General features: G+C 73.2%; 17 protein-coding genes and 1 tRNA gene. 14 read left to right on the top strand and 4 right to left on the bottom strand.

Features of this window, described 5'->3' with window-relative positions; all coding sequences use genetic code 11:
* Positions 1 to 54 precede the first annotated feature (54 nt).
* The 3 genes from ABT112_RS26120 to ABT112_RS26110 all read left to right on the top strand — a co-directional run bounded on the left by ABT112_RS26120 (position 55) and on the right by ABT112_RS26110 (position 2110).
* Entirely contained in the window at positions 55 to 294 is a 240-nt protein-coding gene (locus tag ABT112_RS26120) for an acyl carrier protein (RefSeq protein WP_351513536.1), read from the top strand.
* Entirely contained in the window at positions 294 to 1532 is a 1239-nt protein-coding gene (locus ABT112_RS26115) for a beta-ketoacyl-[acyl-carrier-protein] synthase family protein (protein WP_351513534.1), read from the top strand. The genes ABT112_RS26120 and ABT112_RS26115 overlap by 1 nt, the downstream gene beginning before the upstream one ends.
* An 89-nt stretch (positions 1533 to 1621) precedes the next feature.
* Positions 1622 to 2110, top strand: a complete 489-nt coding sequence (locus ABT112_RS26110) for an SRPBCC family protein (RefSeq protein WP_351513532.1) — start codon at positions 1622 to 1624, stop codon at positions 2108 to 2110.
* A gap of 246 nt (positions 2111 to 2356) precedes the next feature.
* On the opposite strand, the gene ABT112_RS26105 is transcribed toward ABT112_RS26110, so the two are convergent.
* On the bottom strand, positions 2357 to 3472 hold the full coding sequence (locus ABT112_RS26105; RefSeq protein ID WP_351513530.1) for a GDSL-type esterase/lipase family protein: 1116 nt from the start codon (positions 3470 to 3472) through the stop codon (positions 2357 to 2359).
* A 199-nt stretch (positions 3473 to 3671) separates the two neighbouring features.
* On the opposite strand from ABT112_RS26105, the gene ABT112_RS26100 reads away from it, so the two are divergent.
* The 8 genes from ABT112_RS26100 to ABT112_RS26065 all read left to right on the top strand — a co-directional run bounded on the left by ABT112_RS26100 (position 3672) and on the right by ABT112_RS26065 (position 12280).
* Positions 3672 to 3758, top strand: a tRNA-Ser gene (locus ABT112_RS26100).
* Between the two features lie 97 nt (positions 3759 to 3855).
* Positions 3856 to 4536 carry a class I SAM-dependent methyltransferase gene (locus ABT112_RS26095; protein WP_351513529.1) on the top strand — a complete coding sequence of 227 codons (681 nt, stop codon included), beginning with the start codon at positions 3856 to 3858 and terminating at the stop codon, positions 4534 to 4536.
* Between the two features lie 23 nt (positions 4537 to 4559).
* Positions 4560 to 6023, top strand: a complete 1464-nt coding sequence (locus ABT112_RS26090) for a cytochrome P450 (RefSeq protein ID WP_351513527.1) — start codon at positions 4560 to 4562, stop codon at positions 6021 to 6023.
* Between the two features lie 145 nt (positions 6024 to 6168).
* Positions 6169 to 7188 carry a hypothetical protein gene (locus ABT112_RS26085; protein WP_351513525.1) on the top strand — a complete coding sequence of 340 codons (1020 nt, stop codon included), beginning with the start codon at positions 6169 to 6171 and terminating at the stop codon, positions 7186 to 7188.
* Positions 7185 to 9563 carry an MMPL family transporter gene (locus tag ABT112_RS26080; RefSeq protein WP_351513523.1) on the top strand — a complete coding sequence of 793 codons (2379 nt, stop codon included), beginning with the start codon at positions 7185 to 7187 and terminating at the stop codon, positions 9561 to 9563. The genes ABT112_RS26085 and ABT112_RS26080 overlap by 4 nt, the downstream gene beginning before the upstream one ends.
* 106 nt (positions 9564 to 9669) lie before the next feature.
* A complete protein-coding gene (locus tag ABT112_RS26075) occupies positions 9670 to 10173 on the top strand; it encodes an SRPBCC family protein (RefSeq protein ID WP_351513521.1) in 504 nt (167 codons plus the stop codon).
* A gap of 170 nt (positions 10174 to 10343) precedes the next feature.
* A complete protein-coding gene (locus tag ABT112_RS26070) occupies positions 10344 to 10949 on the top strand; it encodes a flavin reductase family protein (protein WP_351513520.1) in 606 nt (201 codons plus the stop codon).
* Positions 10946 to 12280 (top strand): NAD(P)/FAD-dependent oxidoreductase, encoded by a 1335-nt coding sequence (locus tag ABT112_RS26065; protein ID WP_351513518.1) that lies wholly within the window; start codon positions 10946 to 10948, stop codon positions 12278 to 12280. The genes ABT112_RS26070 and ABT112_RS26065 overlap by 4 nt, the downstream gene beginning before the upstream one ends.
* A gap of 213 nt (positions 12281 to 12493) precedes the next feature.
* Here ABT112_RS26065 and ABT112_RS26060 read toward each other — a convergent pair whose 3' ends face one another.
* The 3 genes from ABT112_RS26060 to ABT112_RS26050 all read right to left on the bottom strand — a co-directional run bounded on the left by ABT112_RS26060 (position 12494) and on the right by ABT112_RS26050 (position 14891).
* A complete protein-coding gene (locus ABT112_RS26060; RefSeq protein WP_351513587.1) occupies positions 12494 to 12652 on the bottom strand; it encodes an LPXTG cell wall anchor domain-containing protein in 159 nt (52 codons plus the stop codon).
* 51 nt (positions 12653 to 12703) lie between these two features.
* The gene (locus ABT112_RS26055) at positions 12704 to 14029 is read right to left on the bottom strand and encodes an alpha/beta hydrolase (RefSeq protein ID WP_351513516.1); all 1326 of its coding nucleotides are present in this window, start codon (positions 14027 to 14029) and stop codon (positions 12704 to 12706) included.
* Between the two features lie 472 nt (positions 14030 to 14501).
* Positions 14502 to 14891, bottom strand: coding sequence for a hypothetical protein (locus ABT112_RS26050; RefSeq protein WP_351513515.1), 390 nt, complete (start codon positions 14889 to 14891; stop codon positions 14502 to 14504).
* A gap of 226 nt (positions 14892 to 15117) precedes the next feature.
* Between ABT112_RS26050 and ABT112_RS26045 the strand changes: the two genes are divergently transcribed.
* From ABT112_RS26045 to ABT112_RS26035, 3 genes are all read left to right on the top strand, one after another.
* Positions 15118 to 15921: an AraC family transcriptional regulator gene (locus tag ABT112_RS26045; RefSeq protein WP_351513513.1), complete on the top strand. Its 804-nt coding sequence runs from the start codon at positions 15118 to 15120 to the stop codon at positions 15919 to 15921.
* A gap of 381 nt (positions 15922 to 16302) precedes the next feature.
* Positions 16303 to 17061, top strand: a complete 759-nt coding sequence (locus tag ABT112_RS26040) for an AfsR/SARP family transcriptional regulator (protein WP_351513511.1) — start codon at positions 16303 to 16305, stop codon at positions 17059 to 17061.
* 192 nt (positions 17062 to 17253) lie between these two features.
* The gene (locus ABT112_RS26035; RefSeq protein ID WP_351513509.1) at positions 17254 to 18108 is read left to right on the top strand and encodes an AfsR/SARP family transcriptional regulator; all 855 of its coding nucleotides are present in this window, start codon (positions 17254 to 17256) and stop codon (positions 18106 to 18108) included.
* Positions 18109 to 18174 lie beyond the last annotated feature (66 nt).

Raw genomic sequence — 18174 nt, 5'->3', positions numbered from 1 at the left:
ATCCCACCCCACCGGCCCACAGGGCCGCTCACCCCGAACGCGAGGGAGCCCGTCATGAGTGACGTCTACGACCGTCTGATCAAGCTGCTGGCAGAAGGATTCGGGCTGGAGCCGGACGAGCTGAAGCCCGAGGACACCTTCGGCCATCTGGAGATGGACTCGCTCGCCCTGGTCGAGCTGACCGTCGCCGCCGAGGAGGAGTTCGGGGTCACGCTCACCGAAACCGAGGTCGGCCCCGACTCCACCCTGGCCCGGGCCGCCCAGGTGATCGAGCAGAAGGCGGGAGCCGTCTGATGGGCGGACGGGCCGAGCGGTTCGACGCGGCGATCACCGGGCTCGGCATGGTGACCCCGGCCGGGGTCGGCACCGCCGCGTCCTGGGAGCGCATCCGGGAGGGGGCCGGCACGGCCGCCGTCACGGTCCCCGAACTCGCCGGTATCGCGGCCGACTTCGCGTGCCAGGTGCCCGGGTTCGATCCGGCCGCCGTCCTCGGCAGGCGCCGCGTCCTGCAGTTCGACCGCTCCAGCCAGCTCGCGCTGGCCGCCGCCCTGGAGGCGGTGGCCGACTCCGGCCTCGACCCGGAGACCTGGGACGGCGCCCGGGTCGGCGTGGTGCTCGGCAACGGCATCGGCGGCGCGCAGACCTGGGAGACCCAGCACCGGCGGCTGCTCGACTCCGGGCCGCGCCGGGTCTCTCCCCGGCTCATCCCGATGCTGTCGGCCAACATGACGGCCGGGTACGTCTCGATGGAGTTCGGCGCTAAGGGCCCGTCGCTGGTGACGGCGACGGCCTGCGCCTCGGGCACGACCGCCATCGGGACGGCGCGCGACCTGCTGCGCTCCGGCGCCTGCGATGTGGTGATCACCGGGGGCGCCGAGGCGCCCCTGACCCCCTCGCTGGTCGCCGGGTTCAGCCAGATGGGAGCGCTCTCCCGGCGGAACGACGACATCCGGGCCGCCTCCCGCCCCTTCGACGCCGGCCGGGACGGCTTCGTGGCCGCCGAGGGCGCCGCCGTCCTGGTGCTGGAGCGGGCCGCCGACGCCCGCGCCCGCGGGGCCCGGATCCGGGCCGTGGTCAGCGGCTTCGGCGCCTCCGCCGACGCCTACCACGCGACGGCCCCGGACCCGGAGTGCACAGGCGCCGCACTCGCGCTGCGGGCGGCCCTGGCGGACGCGGGCGTCGGACCGGACGAGGTGGACCACGTCAACGCGCACGGCACCGCGACCGTCATCAACGACGCCACCGAGGCGCGGCTGATCCGGGAGGTGCTCGGCGACCGGCCGCTGGTCACCTCGGTCAAGGGCGTGACGGGCCACTCGCTCTCGGCCGCCGGGGCGATCGAGGCGGCGGTGGCCGCGCTCACCCTGGAGGAGTCCTTCGTCCCGCCGACCGCCAACCTGGACGACCCGGACCCCGGGATCGAGCTGGACGTGGTCGCCAAGGAGGGCCGGGAGACCCCGGTCGAGGTGGTCGTCAGCAACTCCTTCGGGTTCGGCGGGCAGAACGCGGTACTGTTGCTCACCCGTTCCTGATGCGTACATGACCCATGCGCCCGGACCGGTGCGCCGGGTCCGCCCGTCACCCGATGAACCGACGCGTGTTTCGAACCCGAGGGGAGCCGATGAGTCCGGTGGAACGCCGCTGGGAGATCGAGGAGAGCGTCTTCGTCGAGGCCGCTCCCGAGGCGGTGTACGCCGCCATCGCCGACGTGCGGTCGATGGGGCGCTGGAGCCCGGAGTGCGTCGCGGTCCGCGGGGTGCCGCCCGGCCCCGCCCCGGCCGGCGCCCGGTTCCTCGGCTTCAACCGCAAGGGCCCGTTCTTCTGGTTCACCGACTGCCGGGTCACCAGCGCCGAGCCGGGCGCCGCGTTCGCCTTCCGGGTCGGCACCTTCGGGCTCCCGGTGGCCCTCTGGGGCTACCGGTTCGCCCCGGAGGGGGACGGCACCCGGGTGACCGAGCACTGGCGGGACCTGCGCACCGGCCGGCGCGGCGGCGTCGCCCAGCTGCTCGGCAGGATCTTCACCGGCACCCGTCCGGACCAGCGCCACCTCGCCAACCGGGTGCAGATGCGGGCGACCCTGGAGCGGCTGAAGCAGGAACTGGAGCGGTAGGGCCGGGCGTTCGGACCGCTCCCGGACCGCCCCCGGACCGGGCACGGTCCGGGAGCGGTCCGGCGCCGCGAAGCCCGGCCTGATCCGGACGGCCGGCCCTGGGGTGGCGCGCCCCGGTCCGGCGACGGGGGCACGCCCCGGGCGCAGGTCCCGGGACGTGCCCCCGTACCTCGTCGGGTCCGGGGCCGCGTCCCGACTGCTTCGGGTCCGGGGCCGCGTCCCGCGCCCGCCGCCCGCCCGCGCACCTCACCTCGGCGCCGTGTGCCCCCGTCTCCGGGGCGCCCCGCAGGGCCGGCCGACGATGCCGCCCGCCGGTCCGCCCCCCGGCCGGCCCGCCCGTCCGCCGACCACCCGGCCCGCGGACGGCGGTCCGGAAGCCGCCGGGCGGAGGCGGGCGCCGAGGGCCCGGACCACCGCTGCCGCCATCACGGCGTGACCCCGGCCGTTCGGCACCAGACCGGTGGCGCCCCACACCCCGGCGCCGGCCGACGGCCTGCAGGCCGACAGGTCGACGTGGAGCGCTCCGTGGCGTTGCGTCAGGGTGCGCGAGCGCTCGGTCTGGGCGCGCTGCCGGGCCCGCAGCACCTCCGCGTCCAGGTCACGCCCCCCGGGTGAGCGCGTCAGGTCGAAGGGCTCCACCACCAGCACGTCGTAGCCGCGTTCGCGCAGCGGGGCGATGATGCGCACCAGCTCCGTCCGGAAGGCGTCGGCGTCGAACGCCGGGTGCAGCAGGTCGTGGCCGGCCACCTGGAGCACCGCCAGATCCCCGCCGAAGGCCAGCGCCTCGGGGAGCTGCCGGGAGCGCACATGGGTGGCCCGCCGCCCCCGCCCGCCGAGCAGGTTCAGGCAGGCCAGGCCCGGTTCCACCCCGCGCAGGGCGTCCGTGACCCGGTCGTACCAGGGTGCGTCCTCGTGGCCGTCGGCGGTCCGGGCCCTGCGCCGTTCCCGCCCGCCGTCGCCGAGCACCACCACCCGGCGCCAGCGCGCCCCGGCCAGCAGCCGTGCCGCCTCGCCGTCGCTCAGGCCGTGGGGGTCGGTCTCCGCGTCGGCCGCGATCCCGGTCTCCAGGTGCTCGGCGTGCTCGGTGTCCCCGGTGTTCGCTGCGTTCCCGGCACGGGGCGTTCGTGGGTCCCGTGCACCGTTCGCCGTTCCGGGAGCCGCCGTCGGCGCGTCCCGCCCACGGCCGGTGTTCCCGGCGCGGGCCGTTCCTGTGGCGTGTCCACCGCCCGCGTCCCCGGCACCCGCCGGCCCTGCGTGCCGGACACGGTCGGCGTTCCCGGTACCGGCTGTGGTTCCCGCGTGCTCCGCGCTGTCGGCATTCCCGTTCTCCTCGTTCGCTGCGGGCAGGGGCTGTTCGGGCATCGGGCCTCTCCTTTCCTCGAAAGGTCCCCGGCTTCTCGCCGGACCGGCCACCTGTGGCGGCGCTCACCCTTTCGGACGCAGTTTCGGCTGTTCCGGATGTGATGCGCGCGTCTCAGATGCGTATCAGTGGAATGTCAGAGGCGGGCGGCAGAATCACTGCCACCGGCACAACGGGTCGATACGGCCCGGCCCGCCGTGGGGAGAGGTACCCGAAGCGGCCCAACGGGGTTCCGGGGAAACCCGGATCGGGTGCAAGCCCTCGCAGGTTCGAATCCTGCCCTCTCCGCGCCGGGGTCCCTGGCTGTGCCAGGGACCCCCCGCGGCTTCTTCCGCCGCCGCCAAGGCAGGCCTCCCACCCGCAAAGCCCGCGAAGGGAAACCCGGATGATCGGCACCCTGCTCAACCGACCGCTGGAAGTGGTCGAGACGAACTTCCGGCAGCCCAACGGCACGGCCGGGCAGCTCGTCGGCCACCTGATGACCCTCCAGCACCGTTCGCTGACGGTGTGGGCGATCGAGCACATGGACGTCCGCCGCTCCCAGCGCGTCCTGGACGTGGGCTGCGGCGGCGGCATGGCGGTCAAGCTGCTCTCCGAGCGGACGCCGCAGGGCTTCGTCGCCGGCGTCGACTACTCGATGGACATGGTGAGCCAGGCCGTGCGCCGCAACGCGGACGCCGTCGCCCGGCGCCGGGTGGAGATCCGGCACGGCGACTCCGCCGAACTGCCCTACGAGGACGCCTCGTTCGACCACGTCAGCGCGATCGAGACCTTCTACTTCTGGCCCGACCCGATGCGCGGCCTCGCCGAGGCGCACCGGGTGCTCCGGCCCGGCGGGCAGGTGGCGATCACCCTGGAGATGAGCCGGGAGGCGGCCGCCGACCCCTCACTGGTGCAGCGCTTCTTCGGCAAGCGGTTCACCGAGCGCTCCGAGCGCGACGGGCTGCACATCCTGTCCGGCGCCGAACTGACCGGGATGCTCACCGAGGCCGGCTTCCGGGACGTCCGGTTCGTCGCCGAGCCGCGCCGCTCGCTCGGCTGGCTCTGCGCTCTCGGGCGCAAGTGACGGCGGCGGGGAGGACACCCGAGATGGCACCAGGGACGACACCCGGCGCGGCGCCGCGCACGGCACCGGCGGCACCCGCCCGGCACGACGGCCCCGCCCCGGAGGCCGACGGCCTGCCGCTGCTGGGCAACATCGTGGACTTCCGCAAGGACATCCTCGACGCCATGCACCGGGGGTGGCAGGCCCACGGCGACCTCGTCCGCTACCGGCTGGGCCCGCTCGTGGTGCACGGCGTCTCCAGCCCCGAGCTGGCCGGCGAAGTGCTCACCGACAGCGGCACGTTCGGGAAGCTCGGCCCGGACAACCCGCTCCGCCTCATCCTCGGCGAGGGGCTGCTCACCAGCGACGACCACGAGAGCTGGATGCGCAACCGGCGCATGATGCAGCCGATCTACGCCAAGCAGGCGCTCGCCGGCATGTTCCGCGCCATGGTGGACGCCACCGCCGATCAGCTCACCCACATGGAGCGCAGCCACGCCACCGGCGCCGAGGTCGACATCCACGGCGAGATGATGCGGGTCACCCTGGACATCGTCAGCCGCTGCATGTTCAGCACCGACGTCAGCCGCACCCGGGACAAGCTGAGCCCGGAAGCGGTGGACGTGGCGGTCAACTTCGCCTTCGACCGGCTGCAGAACCCGTTCAGCCCGCCCACCGGCTGGCCCACCCCGCGCAACCGCCGCTTCCAGCAGGTGATGGATGGCCTCGACGGCATGATGTACGGCATCATCGAGGAGCGCCGGGCCGCCGGCCCCCCCGCGGAGGGCGCCAACGACCTGCTCGACATGCTGCTCGCCGCCCGGGACGCCGACACCGGCGAGGGGATGACCGACCGCGAGCTGCGGGACGAGATCATCACCACCTTCGCGGCCGGCCACGAGACCACCGCCGTCACCCTCACCTGGGCCTTCTACCTGCTCTCCCGCCACCCTCAGGTGCTGCGCCGGGCGCAGGAGGAGGTGGACCGGGAGCTGGGCGACGCGATGCCGTCCGTCGACGACCTGTCCCGGATGCCGTACCTCCTGCAGATCTTCGAGGAGGCGCTGCGCCTGTACCCGTCGGCGCCGATCGTGCCCCGGCTGACCCTCAAGGACACCGTCCTCGGCGGCCATCACGTGCCGGAGGGGTCGCGCATCCTGGTCAATCTGTTCAACATCCACCGCCATCAGCGGCACTGGAGCGACCCGGAGCGCTTCGACCCCGGTCACTTCGCGGCGGCGGCGAAGAAGGGCCGCTACCGGTTCGCCTCCATGCCGTTCGGCGCCGGACCGCACCTCTGCATCGGCAAGCACTTCGCGCTGATGGAGGCCCATCTGCTGCTGGCCGCGCTGATCAGGCGGTACGAATTCCGGCACATCCCCTCCCACCGGGTGGTGAATCACGCGACCATCACCCTGCGGCCCAAGCACGGCATGGCCATGACGCTCCACGAGCGCCGCCGCGCCCCGCTCGCGCCGGCCGCGCCGGCGGGCACCGCGGCCGACTGACGCCGGAACGACAGCACACCGGGACCCGCGGCACCGGCCGTTCCCCCGGGCACCGGCCGGACGTTCACCGCGCCGCGCGGGACCGGCAGCACGTCCCCCGGCCCCGCGCGCGGCGGGACCGGCAGACCTCCAGGAGACGGGACTCATGCACACCGACTACACCGACGCCGACGCGGCGGCCCTGAACCGGACGCACTACCGGCCGGGGCAGCGCGAGGGGCACTACGAGAGCTTCTACCAGCGCGGCAACCACCCCACCGAGCCACGGGCGTTCTGGATCCGCTACACCGTCTTCAGCCCGGCCGGGATGCCGGACGCGGCCATCGGTGAGCTGTGGGCGGTCTACTTCGACGGTGTCACCGGGGAACACGTGGTAGCCAAGGAGGAGTACCCGATCGCCGAGTGCCACTTCGACCGCGACGCCTTCGGCGCCCGCGTCGCCGACCGGGTGCTGGAGCCGGGCGCGCTGCGCGGCGAGGCGGTGGGCACCAACGGCCGGATCGGCTGGGACCTCACCTACAAGGGCGACGAGCCGCCGCTCCTGCTGCTGCCGCCGACCATGTACAGCGGCGGCTTCCCCAAGGCGAAGAGCCTGGTCGGCGTGCCCCTGGCGGTGTACGACGGCACGCTCACCGTGGACGGCAGGACCGTCGACATCGACGGCTGGACCGGCAGCCAGAACCACAACTGGGGCAGCCGGCACACCGATTACTACGCCTTCGGTCAGGTCGCCGGCTTCGACGACGCGCCCGACAGCTTCCTGGAGATCGTCACCGGGCGCACCTGGATCGCCGGCCCGGTCACCACGCCCATGGTGACCTTCCTGGTCCTGCGCCACGAGGAACGCGAGTACGCCCTGGTCTCGCCGCGCCGCGCGCTCACCGCCAAGGCCGACTTCGGCTACTTCTACTGGAACTTCCTCGGCGGCGACGACACCGTGTCCATCCGGGGCCGGTTCGACGCCCGGCCGGAACACTTCGTCGGGCTGAACTACTACAACCCCCCGGGCGGCATCAAACACTGCCTCAACACCAAGATCGCCTCCTGTGAGGTGGAGATCGTCAACAAGATCACCGGCCGCACCGACCGGCTCCGCACGAGCAACCGTGCCCTGATGGAGATCCTCACCGACGACCGCGACCACGGAATCGCGATCCGGGCATGACCGAGCCGACGACCCGTACCGCCGCCGTGCCCACGGCGGACGGCGGTCCGGCCGGTGCGCCCGGCGGCCACGGTCCGGTGGCCCGGATCGCCGCCCGCACCGCCCGGTTCACGCGCCGCCGGCGCCGGCCGCTGGCGGCCCTCTGGGTACTGCTGATCCTGGTCACCGGGTACGGGGCCACCCAGCTCGCCGACGCGCTGAGCGGCGGCGGCTGGTACGTCACCGGCTCCGACTCGGCGGCCGCCGCCCAGCGGGTCACCCAGGGCTTCGAGGGGCGGGGGAAGAGCTCCCTCACCCTCGTCGTCCGGGACACCCGGCACGAGCGGGGCGACCCCGCCTTCGAGACCCGGGTGCGGGGCGTCGTGGACCGGGTCACCCGCGACCGCGGGCTGAACGTCTCCGGCTCCTACGGCTGGACCACCCTCACCGGCGACCGGGCGCGCGGCGCGTTCCTCGGCGAGGACGGCCGCACCGCGCTCGTCCGCCTCGGCTCCCGGCTCGACGACGGCACCGCCCGCCGCGTACTCCCCGACATCCAGCAGGAGTTGAGCGACACCTACGAGCCGCGGGGGCTGCGCGTCTCGCTGGTCAGCCAGGCGGCGCTGTGGGGCGAGGTCAACCACCTCAGCGAACGGGGCCTGGTCCGCGCCGAGCTGATCACCCTCCCGCTGATCGCCCTGGTGCTCCTGCTGCTCTTCCGCAGCGTGGCCGCGGCCCTCGCCTCGCTGCTGGTCGGCATCACCTCGGTCGCCTTCACCCTCGGCCTGCTCGCCCTCCTCGCCCGCCACACCGAGCTCTCCGTCTTCGTGCAGAACGCCGCCACCATGCTCGGCCTCGGCGTGGGCGTGGACTACTCGCTCTTCGTCATCATGCGGTTCAAGGACGAACTCCGCGCCGAGGGGCCGGACCCCTGTGCCGACGCGGTGGAACGCGCCGTGGCCCGCACCCTGCGCACCTCCGGCGAGACCGTGGTGGCCTCCGGGGTCACCATCGTCGCCGCCATGTCGACCCTCTTCCTGGTCGACCTGAACGTCATCTGGTCGATGGCGCTCGGCGCCGTCGTGGTGGTCGCCTTCTCCATCCTCACCAGCGTGCTGCTGCTGCCGGTCCTGCTCCATCTGCTCGGTCCCCGGATCGAGTGGGGCGCGCTCGGCCGCCGCGGAGCGGAGGGCACGCCCGCGCGCCCGAGCCGCTGGGCGACGATCAGCCGTGCCGTGATGCGCCGGCCGGTAGTCTTCCTGGGCGTCAGCCTGGTCGCCATGGGCGTCCTGGCCGTGCCCTCGCTCAAGCTGGAGACCTTCACCCCGGACGCCCGGGTGGTGCCCACCGGGGCCGCCGTGCGCGAGGGCTACGACACCGCCAAGGACCAGTTCGGCGTCGGCAGCGCCGCGCCGGTCCAGGTGGTCGTGGAATCCCGCACCCCGCTGTGGGAGCGCCCGCCCGCCGACACGGCCCGGCTCACCGAGCTCCACGACGAACTGGCCGGCCTGCCCGGCGCGGCCCGGGTCGACTCGGTGCTCGCCCCGCTGCGCCAGGCGGACCCCTCCCGCCCGTTCGCCCTCCTGGCACCCCGCGCCGCCGCCGCGCTGCCGGCCGATCTGCGCGGCGCCGTACGGCACTTCGTCGCCGCGGACGGACGCACCCTGGTGATGGAGGTGGTGGGCAAGGACACCGCCGCCTCCGAATCCGTACGGGACCTGCTGGAGTCGGTGCGCGCCGCCGCCGCGGGGCTGTCGGCGGACGGCTGGACGGTCCACGTGGGCGGCGAGACGGCGGAGGGCGTCGACGCCAACGAGGTCATCACCGACAGCCTGTTCCCGGTGATCGGCACCATGCTCGCCGTCATCTACCTGCTGTTGCTCATCACCTTCCGGTCGGTCCTCCTGCCGCTGGAGGCGATCCTGATGAACCTGGTCTCGATGGCCGCCACCTACGGTGTCCTGGTCCTGGTCTTCCAGGACGGCTGGGGCAGCGGCCTGCTCGGCTTCGACACCAGCGGCTATCTCACCAACTTCGTCCCGGTGCTGCTGGTGACCCTGCTGTTCAGCCTGAGCACCGACTACGAGGTGTTCCTGCTCAGCCGGATCCGGGAGGACTACGTCGCCACCGGGGACGCCACCGGCAGCGTGGCCCGCGGCATGGCGGCCACCGCACCGCTGATCTCGGGCGCGGCGGTGCTGATGGTGGCCGTCTTCACGGCGTTCGCCTTCGCGGGCATCCTGCCCATCCAGCAGATCGGCATCGGCATGGCCGTGGCGATCGCCCTCGACGCGACCGTCATCCGGCTGCTGGTGGTGCCGGCCTCGATGCGGCTGATGACCCGCTGGAACTGGTGGATGCCGGGCCGGAAGTCCCCGGTGGAGACCCGCCGGTGAGCCCCGGCGGACGGAGTCCGGCCGTCGCCCGACGGCTTCCGGACCGGGGCCGGCATACCCCGGTGGACATGCGGGCGGGCCCGCGCACGCGGAGAGAGGTGACACGGTGAGCGACCCGAACACGGCACCGACGGTGGTCGAACGGCTGACCGTCCGGGTGCCGCCCGGCACGGCCTGGGCCGCCGTCAGCGATGTGCGGCGGATGGGGGAGTGGAGCCCGGAGTGCCGCGGCGCCTGGCTCCTCGGGCGCGGCGGGGGCATCGGCGGGGGCATCCGTCCGGGCACCCGCTTCCTCGGCCGCAACCGCGCCTCCTGGCTGCCCTGGGTGACCCTCTGCCGGGTGGTGGAGGCCGTCCCGGGCGAGCGCTTCGCCTTCGACGTCAGCTTCTTCGGCATCCCGCTCTCCCGCTGGGTCTACCGCTTCACCGCGGTGCCCGACGGCTGCGAGGTGACGGAGGAGTGGCACGACCGCCGGCGGAGCCTGCACGGCCGGCTGATCACCGCCACCGCCCCGCTGCTCACCGGCGTGGTCCGGCGGCCCGCCCGCAACCGGACCACCGCCCGCGCCACCCTGGTCGCCCTGCGGGACGCGCTCGAAGCGGGGCGGTGAGCGAGGGCCGTTGATCTTCGCCGGGGTCCGTTATTTGTTTCCCATGTGAGCCGTGGGACACCTCTGTGACCCCGAGCAACACCGGGCCGTTCGCGAGCCGGTTGAACCGCCCCAGCCCGATCCGCCCGCACGCAAGGGAAGCCCCAACGGCTTCAGAAAGGAGCCCGGTGATGCGCCAGGCCACCGCCGGAGCACCCCCCGGCGAACCGGACGCGTCCACCCCGTCCGACGCGCTCGCCGTGCCGGGCGTCGGGGAGGCCGCCTGCCGGGACTTCTACGCCCGGCTGGCCTCCGGCGTGACGGTGGTGACCGCGCAGGGCCCCGACGGGCCGGCCGGCAGCACCGTCTCGGCGGTGACCTCCCTCTCGGCCGACCCGCCGCTGCTCCTGGTCTGCCTGGGCACCGGTTCGCGGACCCTGGCCGTCATCCAGGAGCAGGGGTGGTTCGCCGTCAATCTGCTGGCGGCGCCGCAGCGGGCACGGGCGGAACTGTTCGCCGACCCGCGGGCCGGCTCGGCCGAACGGTTCGCCGGCACCGGCCACCACCAGGTGCTCGGCGTCCCCGTGCTGGCGGACACCCTCGGCTGGTCGGTCTGTTCGGTGGAGGACCTGCGCCGCTACGGCGACCACGGCCTGCTCGTCGGCCGCATCGCCGCGGCGCACACGGCCCCCGGAACTCCGCTCCTCTGGCACGACCGCTCCTTCCACACCCTCGAAGGCCGGGGCGTGCCCCTCTCCGCCCCGCCCGCACCCCGACCGCCCCTGGAGGCACCATGACGCGGCCCCCGGCCGGCCGGCCCTGCTGGCCCGGCGCCGACTCCGACCCGACGGCCCCGCCCGGCACCGAACCGGCCGCGCCGCAGCGGGTGCGCGGGGTGCTGGAGGCGGACGTGACCGTGGTCGGCGCCGGCCTCGCCGGCCTCTCCACCGCCTACCACCTGGCCGAGCGCGACCCGTCGCTGGACGTGCTGGTCGTCGACGCCGAGGGCCCCGCCGCGGGAGCCAGCGGACGCGGCACCGGGCTGCTCGGCCCCCGCGTCGGGCCCCCCGTCGACCAGGCCGTCCGCCGCTTCGGCCCCGACACCGCCCGCCGCATGCACCTGGCCAGCACCGAGGCGGTGGAACGGGTCCGGGAGCTGTGCGCCCGGCTGGGCGTGCCCACCGGCCCCCGGGACGGCGAGCAGATCGTGGCCACCCGCACCGCCGACGGGCTGGCCACCCTCGCCCGGCAGGCCGCCGCCTACCGTCAACTCGGCCTGGACGTACCCGTTCTCTCCGCGGCAGGCATCCGCGACCGGCTGGACGTGCCGTACCACGCCGGACTGCTGTACCGCGCGGCCGGTCTCGACCCGGCGGCGCTCAGCGGCGCACTGGCCCGCGCCTGCGCCGCCAAGGGCGTCCGCTTCCTCGGCAACAGCCCCCTGGTGACGCTCCGCCCCGGCGAGACCGCCGCCGACACCCATCTCGTCTTCCCCGGCGGCACGGTGCGCACCCGGAAGGCGGTTCTCGCCGTCAACGCGGCGGCGGGCCCGCTCGGGCTGCCGGTCGGCACCGTACTGCCGCTCCTGGTCCACGCCGTCGCCACCGCGCCGCTGCCCGCCGAAGCCCGCGAACTGCTGGGCGGCCGGACCGGCTGCGCCCTGATCGACGCCCACCCCCTGGCCCCGTACTTCCGGCTCACCCCCGACGGACGGCTCGTCCTGGGCGGCGGCCGGCCGCTGCTCCCACCGGTGTCCGACGACTCCGGCTCCGCCGCGGTCTGGGCGGGGCTGGAGGAACGGCTGCGCCGGCTGCACCCGGCCCTCGCCGGCACCGAGGTGACGCACCGCTGGGCCGGCCGGATCGGCATGACCTCCGACGGCCTGCCGGTCGTGGGACCGCTCGCCGACCGGCCGGACGTCTGGTACGTGGGCGGCTGTTGCGGCCACGGCCTCGCCCTGTCGGTGGCGCACGGCGCCCATGTGGCCGAGGCGCTGACCGGCGGCACCCCCGAACGGCTGCCCTGGCACCGGTCCCGGGCACCGCGGCTTCCGCTGCCCGCCCCCGCCCGGCCGCTGCTGCGCGCCGGTCTCGGCCTGATGGACCGGAGCGCCCGGCGCGCGGCGTGACGTGCGCTCCGCGGGCACGGGCGTCCCGGCCCGTGCCCCGACCGGAGGCGGGGCGTACACCCCGTGCCCGAGCGGGGCGGGGCACCTCGTGCCCGCGCGGGCGTAGGTCTTGGACGTCGCTCCTTTTTGGCGTGAAAGGCTCGTTGAGCCGTTTCATGAGGGGTCTGGTCACCAGCCCGAACCTCAGCCAAAGGAAACGACGTCCAAGACCACCTATGAGGTGTGTTCCGTTGTCGCCGTCACTCGGGTCCGCCGCCGACGGGCCGCTGTCACGGCCATGATGCCGAGCGTGAGTACGGCGGCGCCGGCTGCGGCGTACGGGATGCTGCCGTTGTCGCCGGTCGTCGCGAGCCTCCCGCCGGTGTTGGGGATCTCGGCGTTCTTGCCGGTCTCGGTCTGCGGAGCGGCCGGCGTGGTCGCCGGCTACTCGGCGTGCTCGTCGCCGTGGTCGGCCGTGGGTTGTGGCGGAGTGTCCGATGCCCGGCATGTCACGTCGCCGGTGGGGAGGCGGCCGGTGGTGAGGTAGGCGGTGACTGCCCGTTCCACGCACGGCGGGTGCGGGTTGGCGTAGACGCCGTGTCCCTCGCCTCCGGCGACCGTCACCATCCGCGCGCCCTTCATGGCCTTGCGCAGGCCCCTGGCGCCGGCCAGCGGGGTGGAGTCGTCCCACTCGTTCTGGAGGATGAGCGCAGGTGTGTCGTTGCCGACCACGGTGCGGGGTTCGCTGCCCTTGGCCCAGAAGGCGCAGGGCGTGATGCCGGCGGTCAGATCACCCACGAGCGGATACCGGACTTTGTCCCGCGCCGCGTCGCGGCGGTACTGCTCGGGGTCACGCGGCCACGCCGCATCGCCGCACTCGACGGTCCAATAGCCGGCCGATGAGTCGTTCGCCGGTGCCGGGCTGTCCGTGGCGGGCGGGGGTGTGGTGGGGGTTGTGTCGTCGGCGGCCTTCTTCCACCGGACGATGTTCCCGGCCGCCTCACGGACGATGGAGAACCCGGCGAAATTGCGGATGTCGGCGCCTGTGTAGGTTTGCCCGCCGTCCTCGATGGGTGTGCGGTCGGCCTGGGCGACCAGGGCCCAGAAGGTCTTGCGGACCTTGGCCGGGGTGTCACCGAGGTGATAGGCCGCATCGCGCCGTGCGGTCCATGCACTCCATCGCCGGAACGCGCGTTCAGCGTGGGGTGCTTCGCGGCGATTGTATTCCCGCCAGACACGGTTCGGGTCGACCGCGCTGTCGAGGATGAACCGGTCCGCGCGGTTCGGGAACATCTGCGTGTAGACCGCACCGAGATAGGTTCCGTAGGAGGCGCCGAAGTAGGAGATCCTCTTCTCTCCGAGCACGGAGCGGATCACATCCATGTCGCGGGCTGTGTTGCGGGTGGTGATGTGAGGAAGCCTGGCACCGTGTTTCGTCCGGCACTTCTCCGCCACCGTGCGCGCCCATGCGACATTCTTGGCGAACGTCTGCGGATCATAAGGGTGTCGCTGCTTGTCCTCCGCCTCGGTCAGCCCGCAGTGCACGGGGGCGCTGCCCCACATGCCGCGGGGATCGAACCCGATCAGGTCGAACCGGTCACGTACCGAATCGGGCAGCTCCATGGTCAGGGGCATGAATCTGCCTGAGTCGCCGGGCCCGCCAGGGTTCATCAGCAGCGCTCCGCGCCGCTTGTCCGCATCCCGTGCCTTCATTCGGGAGACCGCCAGCTCGATGGTCTTCCCGCCAGGACGCCGGTAGTCGAGCGGCACCTTGATCTTCGTGCACACCAAGTCCGCCGGCGCGCGGGGATCGCATCGCTGCCACGCAGGCTTCTGCTGGACGTATGGGTCCAGAGGGGAAGCGGCAGAAGCACTCGCAGAGGGAAGGCTCGCTGCTACCACAGCGATCGCGGTCCCGCCCAGGAGGGCACCTATCCATTTGCCTTGCACAGTCGGGTCCTTGTCCTTGACGCGGTTCTCAGCAGACAGCAAGGAATACTTCCCGACAGCAGTCAACGGAGCATCGGCCCGCAGGGTGACTTTTCGGTCAGACCCTGGAGCTACGTCGGGCGGCGCACTGATGAGAGCTGCGGCTGTCCGACGAAGGCGAGGAAGTGGTCAGCCTTGCCCATGGGCCCGCCCGGGCGTGGCCGGTCCGTGGAGGCGCGGGCGTGGCCGGTCCGTGAAGCGGGGCGCGCACAGGCGCCCCGCCCCGGCTCGTGGGCCCGGGCCCGCCCGGACCTCAGGCCTCCTTGCGCCAGACCAGCACGGCCGCCACGGCCAGCAGCGCGAGCGCCGCTATGTCGATCCTGGCCACCCGCATGGTGGCGCTGTTGAGCGCCGGGCCGACGGAGGCGAAGAGCAGGAACGTGCCCATGCTGACCCCGCCCGCGACCATGGCGGGCACCCGCAGCGAGGGGATGAACGCCGCGCAGAGCAGGCCGATGCCGACCAGCCCCAGCAGCACCGCGCGGTGGCGCAGCAGCACGGTCAGGTCGGCGGAGTCGGCGCCGTCGATCGTGATGCCGTACGCGGTGGTGATCCGCGACGGCGCCAGCGCGACGAAGCCGGGCAGCAGGTTCACCGCGCCGACGATGAAGAGCAGCGCCGCGGTGAGACGGTCGATCCACATGATGTCGTCTGTCCGTTCGCAGGAAAATAGTTTCGTGGACAATCAGTGCTGTTCGCAGGAAAACCGGGATGTTGAGTGAAGTTCACGAATGTTCACCGGGGTTCGCGGTGTGGTGGCCGGCCGGGACGCGGAGCGGAACGGCGGGCCCCGGCGCACCACGGGCACCCCGAGGCGGAACCGCCCGCCGCCACCGCGCCTGGTGCGAGCCAGGGCTTAGCATGCCCGCATGCCACCGGCCCTGCTTTCAGAAACGTGTCGTGACCAGGCCGCGTTGTGGCTGTGGCCGGGCCAGGCCCTGTACGTGGGCCCCTCGTTGCAGCTGGACATCCACGCCGGCGCGGTGAGCTGCCTGGCCGTGGGCGTCGACGCGGAGTTCACGGTCGAGCCGGAACACGGCCCCCGGCAGCGGGTCCGGACCGCACTGGTGGCGGCCCGGGTCCGGCACCGCATCGTGGCCGGCGGCGCCCGCATGGCGTTCTGCTACCTGGATCCGGCGTCGGCGCGGGAACGGGCCTGCCACCGGATGATGCGCGGCGGCCCGGAGGTGGCCCGCGACCATGAGCACGAGGCCGAACTGGTGCGGCTGGCCGCCTCCCTGGAAGGGGACGTACCGATTCCGGAGGCCCGGCAGTGGCTGGACCTGGCGGGGCCGGACGGCCTCGCCGGAAGCCGGGACCCGCGCATCCGACGGGCCGCCGACCGGCTGGCCGGGCCCTCGGGGCAGCGGCTCGCGGCCAAGGAGCTCGCGGCCGAGGCCGGCCTCTCCGTCTCGGCCTTCCTGCGCCTGTTCCGTGCCGAGACCGGCACCACCTTCCGCCGGTACCGGCTGTGGGCGCGGATGCTGCGGGCGGCCACCCTGCTGGAGACCTGGCCCGATCTGAGCACGGCCGCCGTGGAGTCGGGATTCGCCAGCCCGTCCCACTTCAGCAGCGCCTTCCACGCCATGTTCGGCCTGCGCCCCAGCGCGCTGTTCTCCCAGCGTGTGGCGATCAGCGTCGCCGGGCGCCCGGAACCTACTACTCGAAAGTAGCGATACCGGTACCGGCCGCACCCCGGTCCTCCGCAGCCGCCGAAGACAAGCGGGCGACAAGAAACGTGGGTCAGGATGCGAACCAGGGGGAGTTTGACCATGGACGACGGTTTTCCGGGGGGAGAGTCTGATGCGCATGGTCTCGGGCACATCGAACGGGCACACCGGTGTCCCGCGGCCCGCCACAGCACGCCTCGGATGAGACTGGGGAATCCGGAGCGGGGCACCCCTCTGCGCGATGCGGGACCCGCCCGGCCACGTACCACGACCCGTTCCTGAATTTCCGGCCGTTGTTCTGTTTCCGTATCGCCGACGGCGTGGCTTCGTCGCCACGCAGTACGCATGGTTCGACCGCCAGAACTCCGTAAGGGTGGACGCTCGATGAAGATAGATGTTCTCGGACCTCTGGAAGTCAGTGACGACGGAGTTCCCGTGCGGATATCCGGCGAGAAGCTGAGGGCCATCGTCGCCGTCCTCGCTCTCTCGCCCGGGCGCCCGGTGTCGCGGAACGACCTGATCGACGAACTGTGGGGTGAGGAGCCGCCCCGCAATGCCGAGAACTCGCTGCACGGCCACATCGCCCGTCTCCGCCGCGTGCTCGCGGCCCGCAGCGGAAAGCCCGATCTGCGCGAGATCATCGAGACCTCGCCCTCCGGATACGCGCTCATCGACTCCATCGAGGTCGACGCGGCCCGATTCGAAGAACTCGTCCGCCGCGCCGAACTGCTCGGCGACGACGCATTGGGAGCGGCCGCGGCGCTGCTCACCGAGGCGACCGAGCTGTGGCGCGGCCCGGCGCTGGTCGACACCGGTCACGGGGCCATCTGCCGCATGGCCTACACCCGGCTCCAGCAGACCCGGATCACCGCCTGTGAGAGATTGTTCGACGTCCGGCTGAAGCTGAACCAGCACCGGTCGCTGATTTCCGACCTGGAGCAGATGCACGCCATGCATCCCTACCACGAGCGGTTCTGCGCCCAACTCATCACCGCCCTCTGCCGGTCCGGCCGGCAGGCGGACGCGCTGGACGCCTACAGCCAGATGTGCGAACGCCTCTCGCACAGCCTGGGGCTGGACCCGGGCCGCGAATTGCAGAGCAAGTTCTACGGAATCCTCCGCCAGGACCCGGCGCTCCTCTGAACGGGACCGCCCCCGGCCCCGATTCCGCCGTCACTGCGGCGTGTAGCATGCGAGCGGTTGATCAGGACCGGCCACGACCTGCGCCGACCGAGCCCCCCGCACGACCACGAACTGTCCCCGCCAGGACTTCTGCGAACCTCCTGGACCTACTCGTGACCGTACGAGGATTGAAATCGAAAAATGAATGCGCCGATGTACTCGTTATCCGCGCCGGGCGAGCGGACCGGCCCCCGGCTCCCGCTGGAATTCGGACTGCTGGGACCTCTGGTCGCGCACTCCGAGGACAGAGCCCTCGACCTCGGGCCGCCCAAGCGGCGCGTGCTGTTGCTCCGCCTCCTGCTGGAGCGCGGGCACGCCATACCGCTGGAGTCGCTCTGCGACGATCTGTGGACCAGCCGTCCACCACGCGGGGCCGTCTCCTCGGTCCACGCCCACATCAGCAGACTGCGCGACGCCCTGGAGCCCGAACGCCCGCGTCGCGGCAAGACGAGCCTGCTGGTACGGGAGCCGATGGGGTACGCCCTGCGGGTCCCCGCCGAGGCACAGGACGCCGTCCGCTTCGAACAGGCCCTGGGCCGGGCCCGCCGGCTGCTCGGTGAGGGACGCGTCGGGCCGGCGCGCCAGGAGATCGACGACGCCCTGGCGCTGTGGCGGGGAGCGGCGCTCGCCGACGCCGTCGACCACCCCTTCGCCGCCCAGGAGATCATCCGGCTCGAAGAAGCCCGCCTGCTGGGCCGGGAGTTGCGGGTGACGATCCTGGTGCGCGAGGGCAACCTGGAGGAGGCGATGCTGTCGGCCGAGGAGCTGACCGCCGGCCACCCGCTCCGGGAGGTCACCTGGGAACTGCTGATGCACGCCCTGTACCTCTCCGGCCGCCCGGCCGAGGCCCTCCAGCGGTACGCGAAACTGCGCGCCCTGCTCTCCGAGGAACTCGGCATGGACCCCGGCCCCCGCCTGCGCCGCCTCCAGACCGCCATCCTCCGCCAGGACGACAGCTGGCTCCACGCCCTGGGCCCCCCGGTCCCCCCGGCGCCGCCGGGGGCCTGATCCCGGGACCCGGAACACCGAGCGCCCGGCCGAGGGCGATCCCGCCGAGGTCGCCCTCGGCCGGGC

Source organism: Streptomyces sp. NPDC002055, assembly GCF_040296705.1.
Classification (GTDB): Bacteria; Actinomycetota; Actinomycetes; order Streptomycetales; family Streptomycetaceae; genus Streptomyces.
Note: the sequence above shows the minus strand (reverse complement) of the source record. Positions and strands in the feature narration are given on the sequence as shown.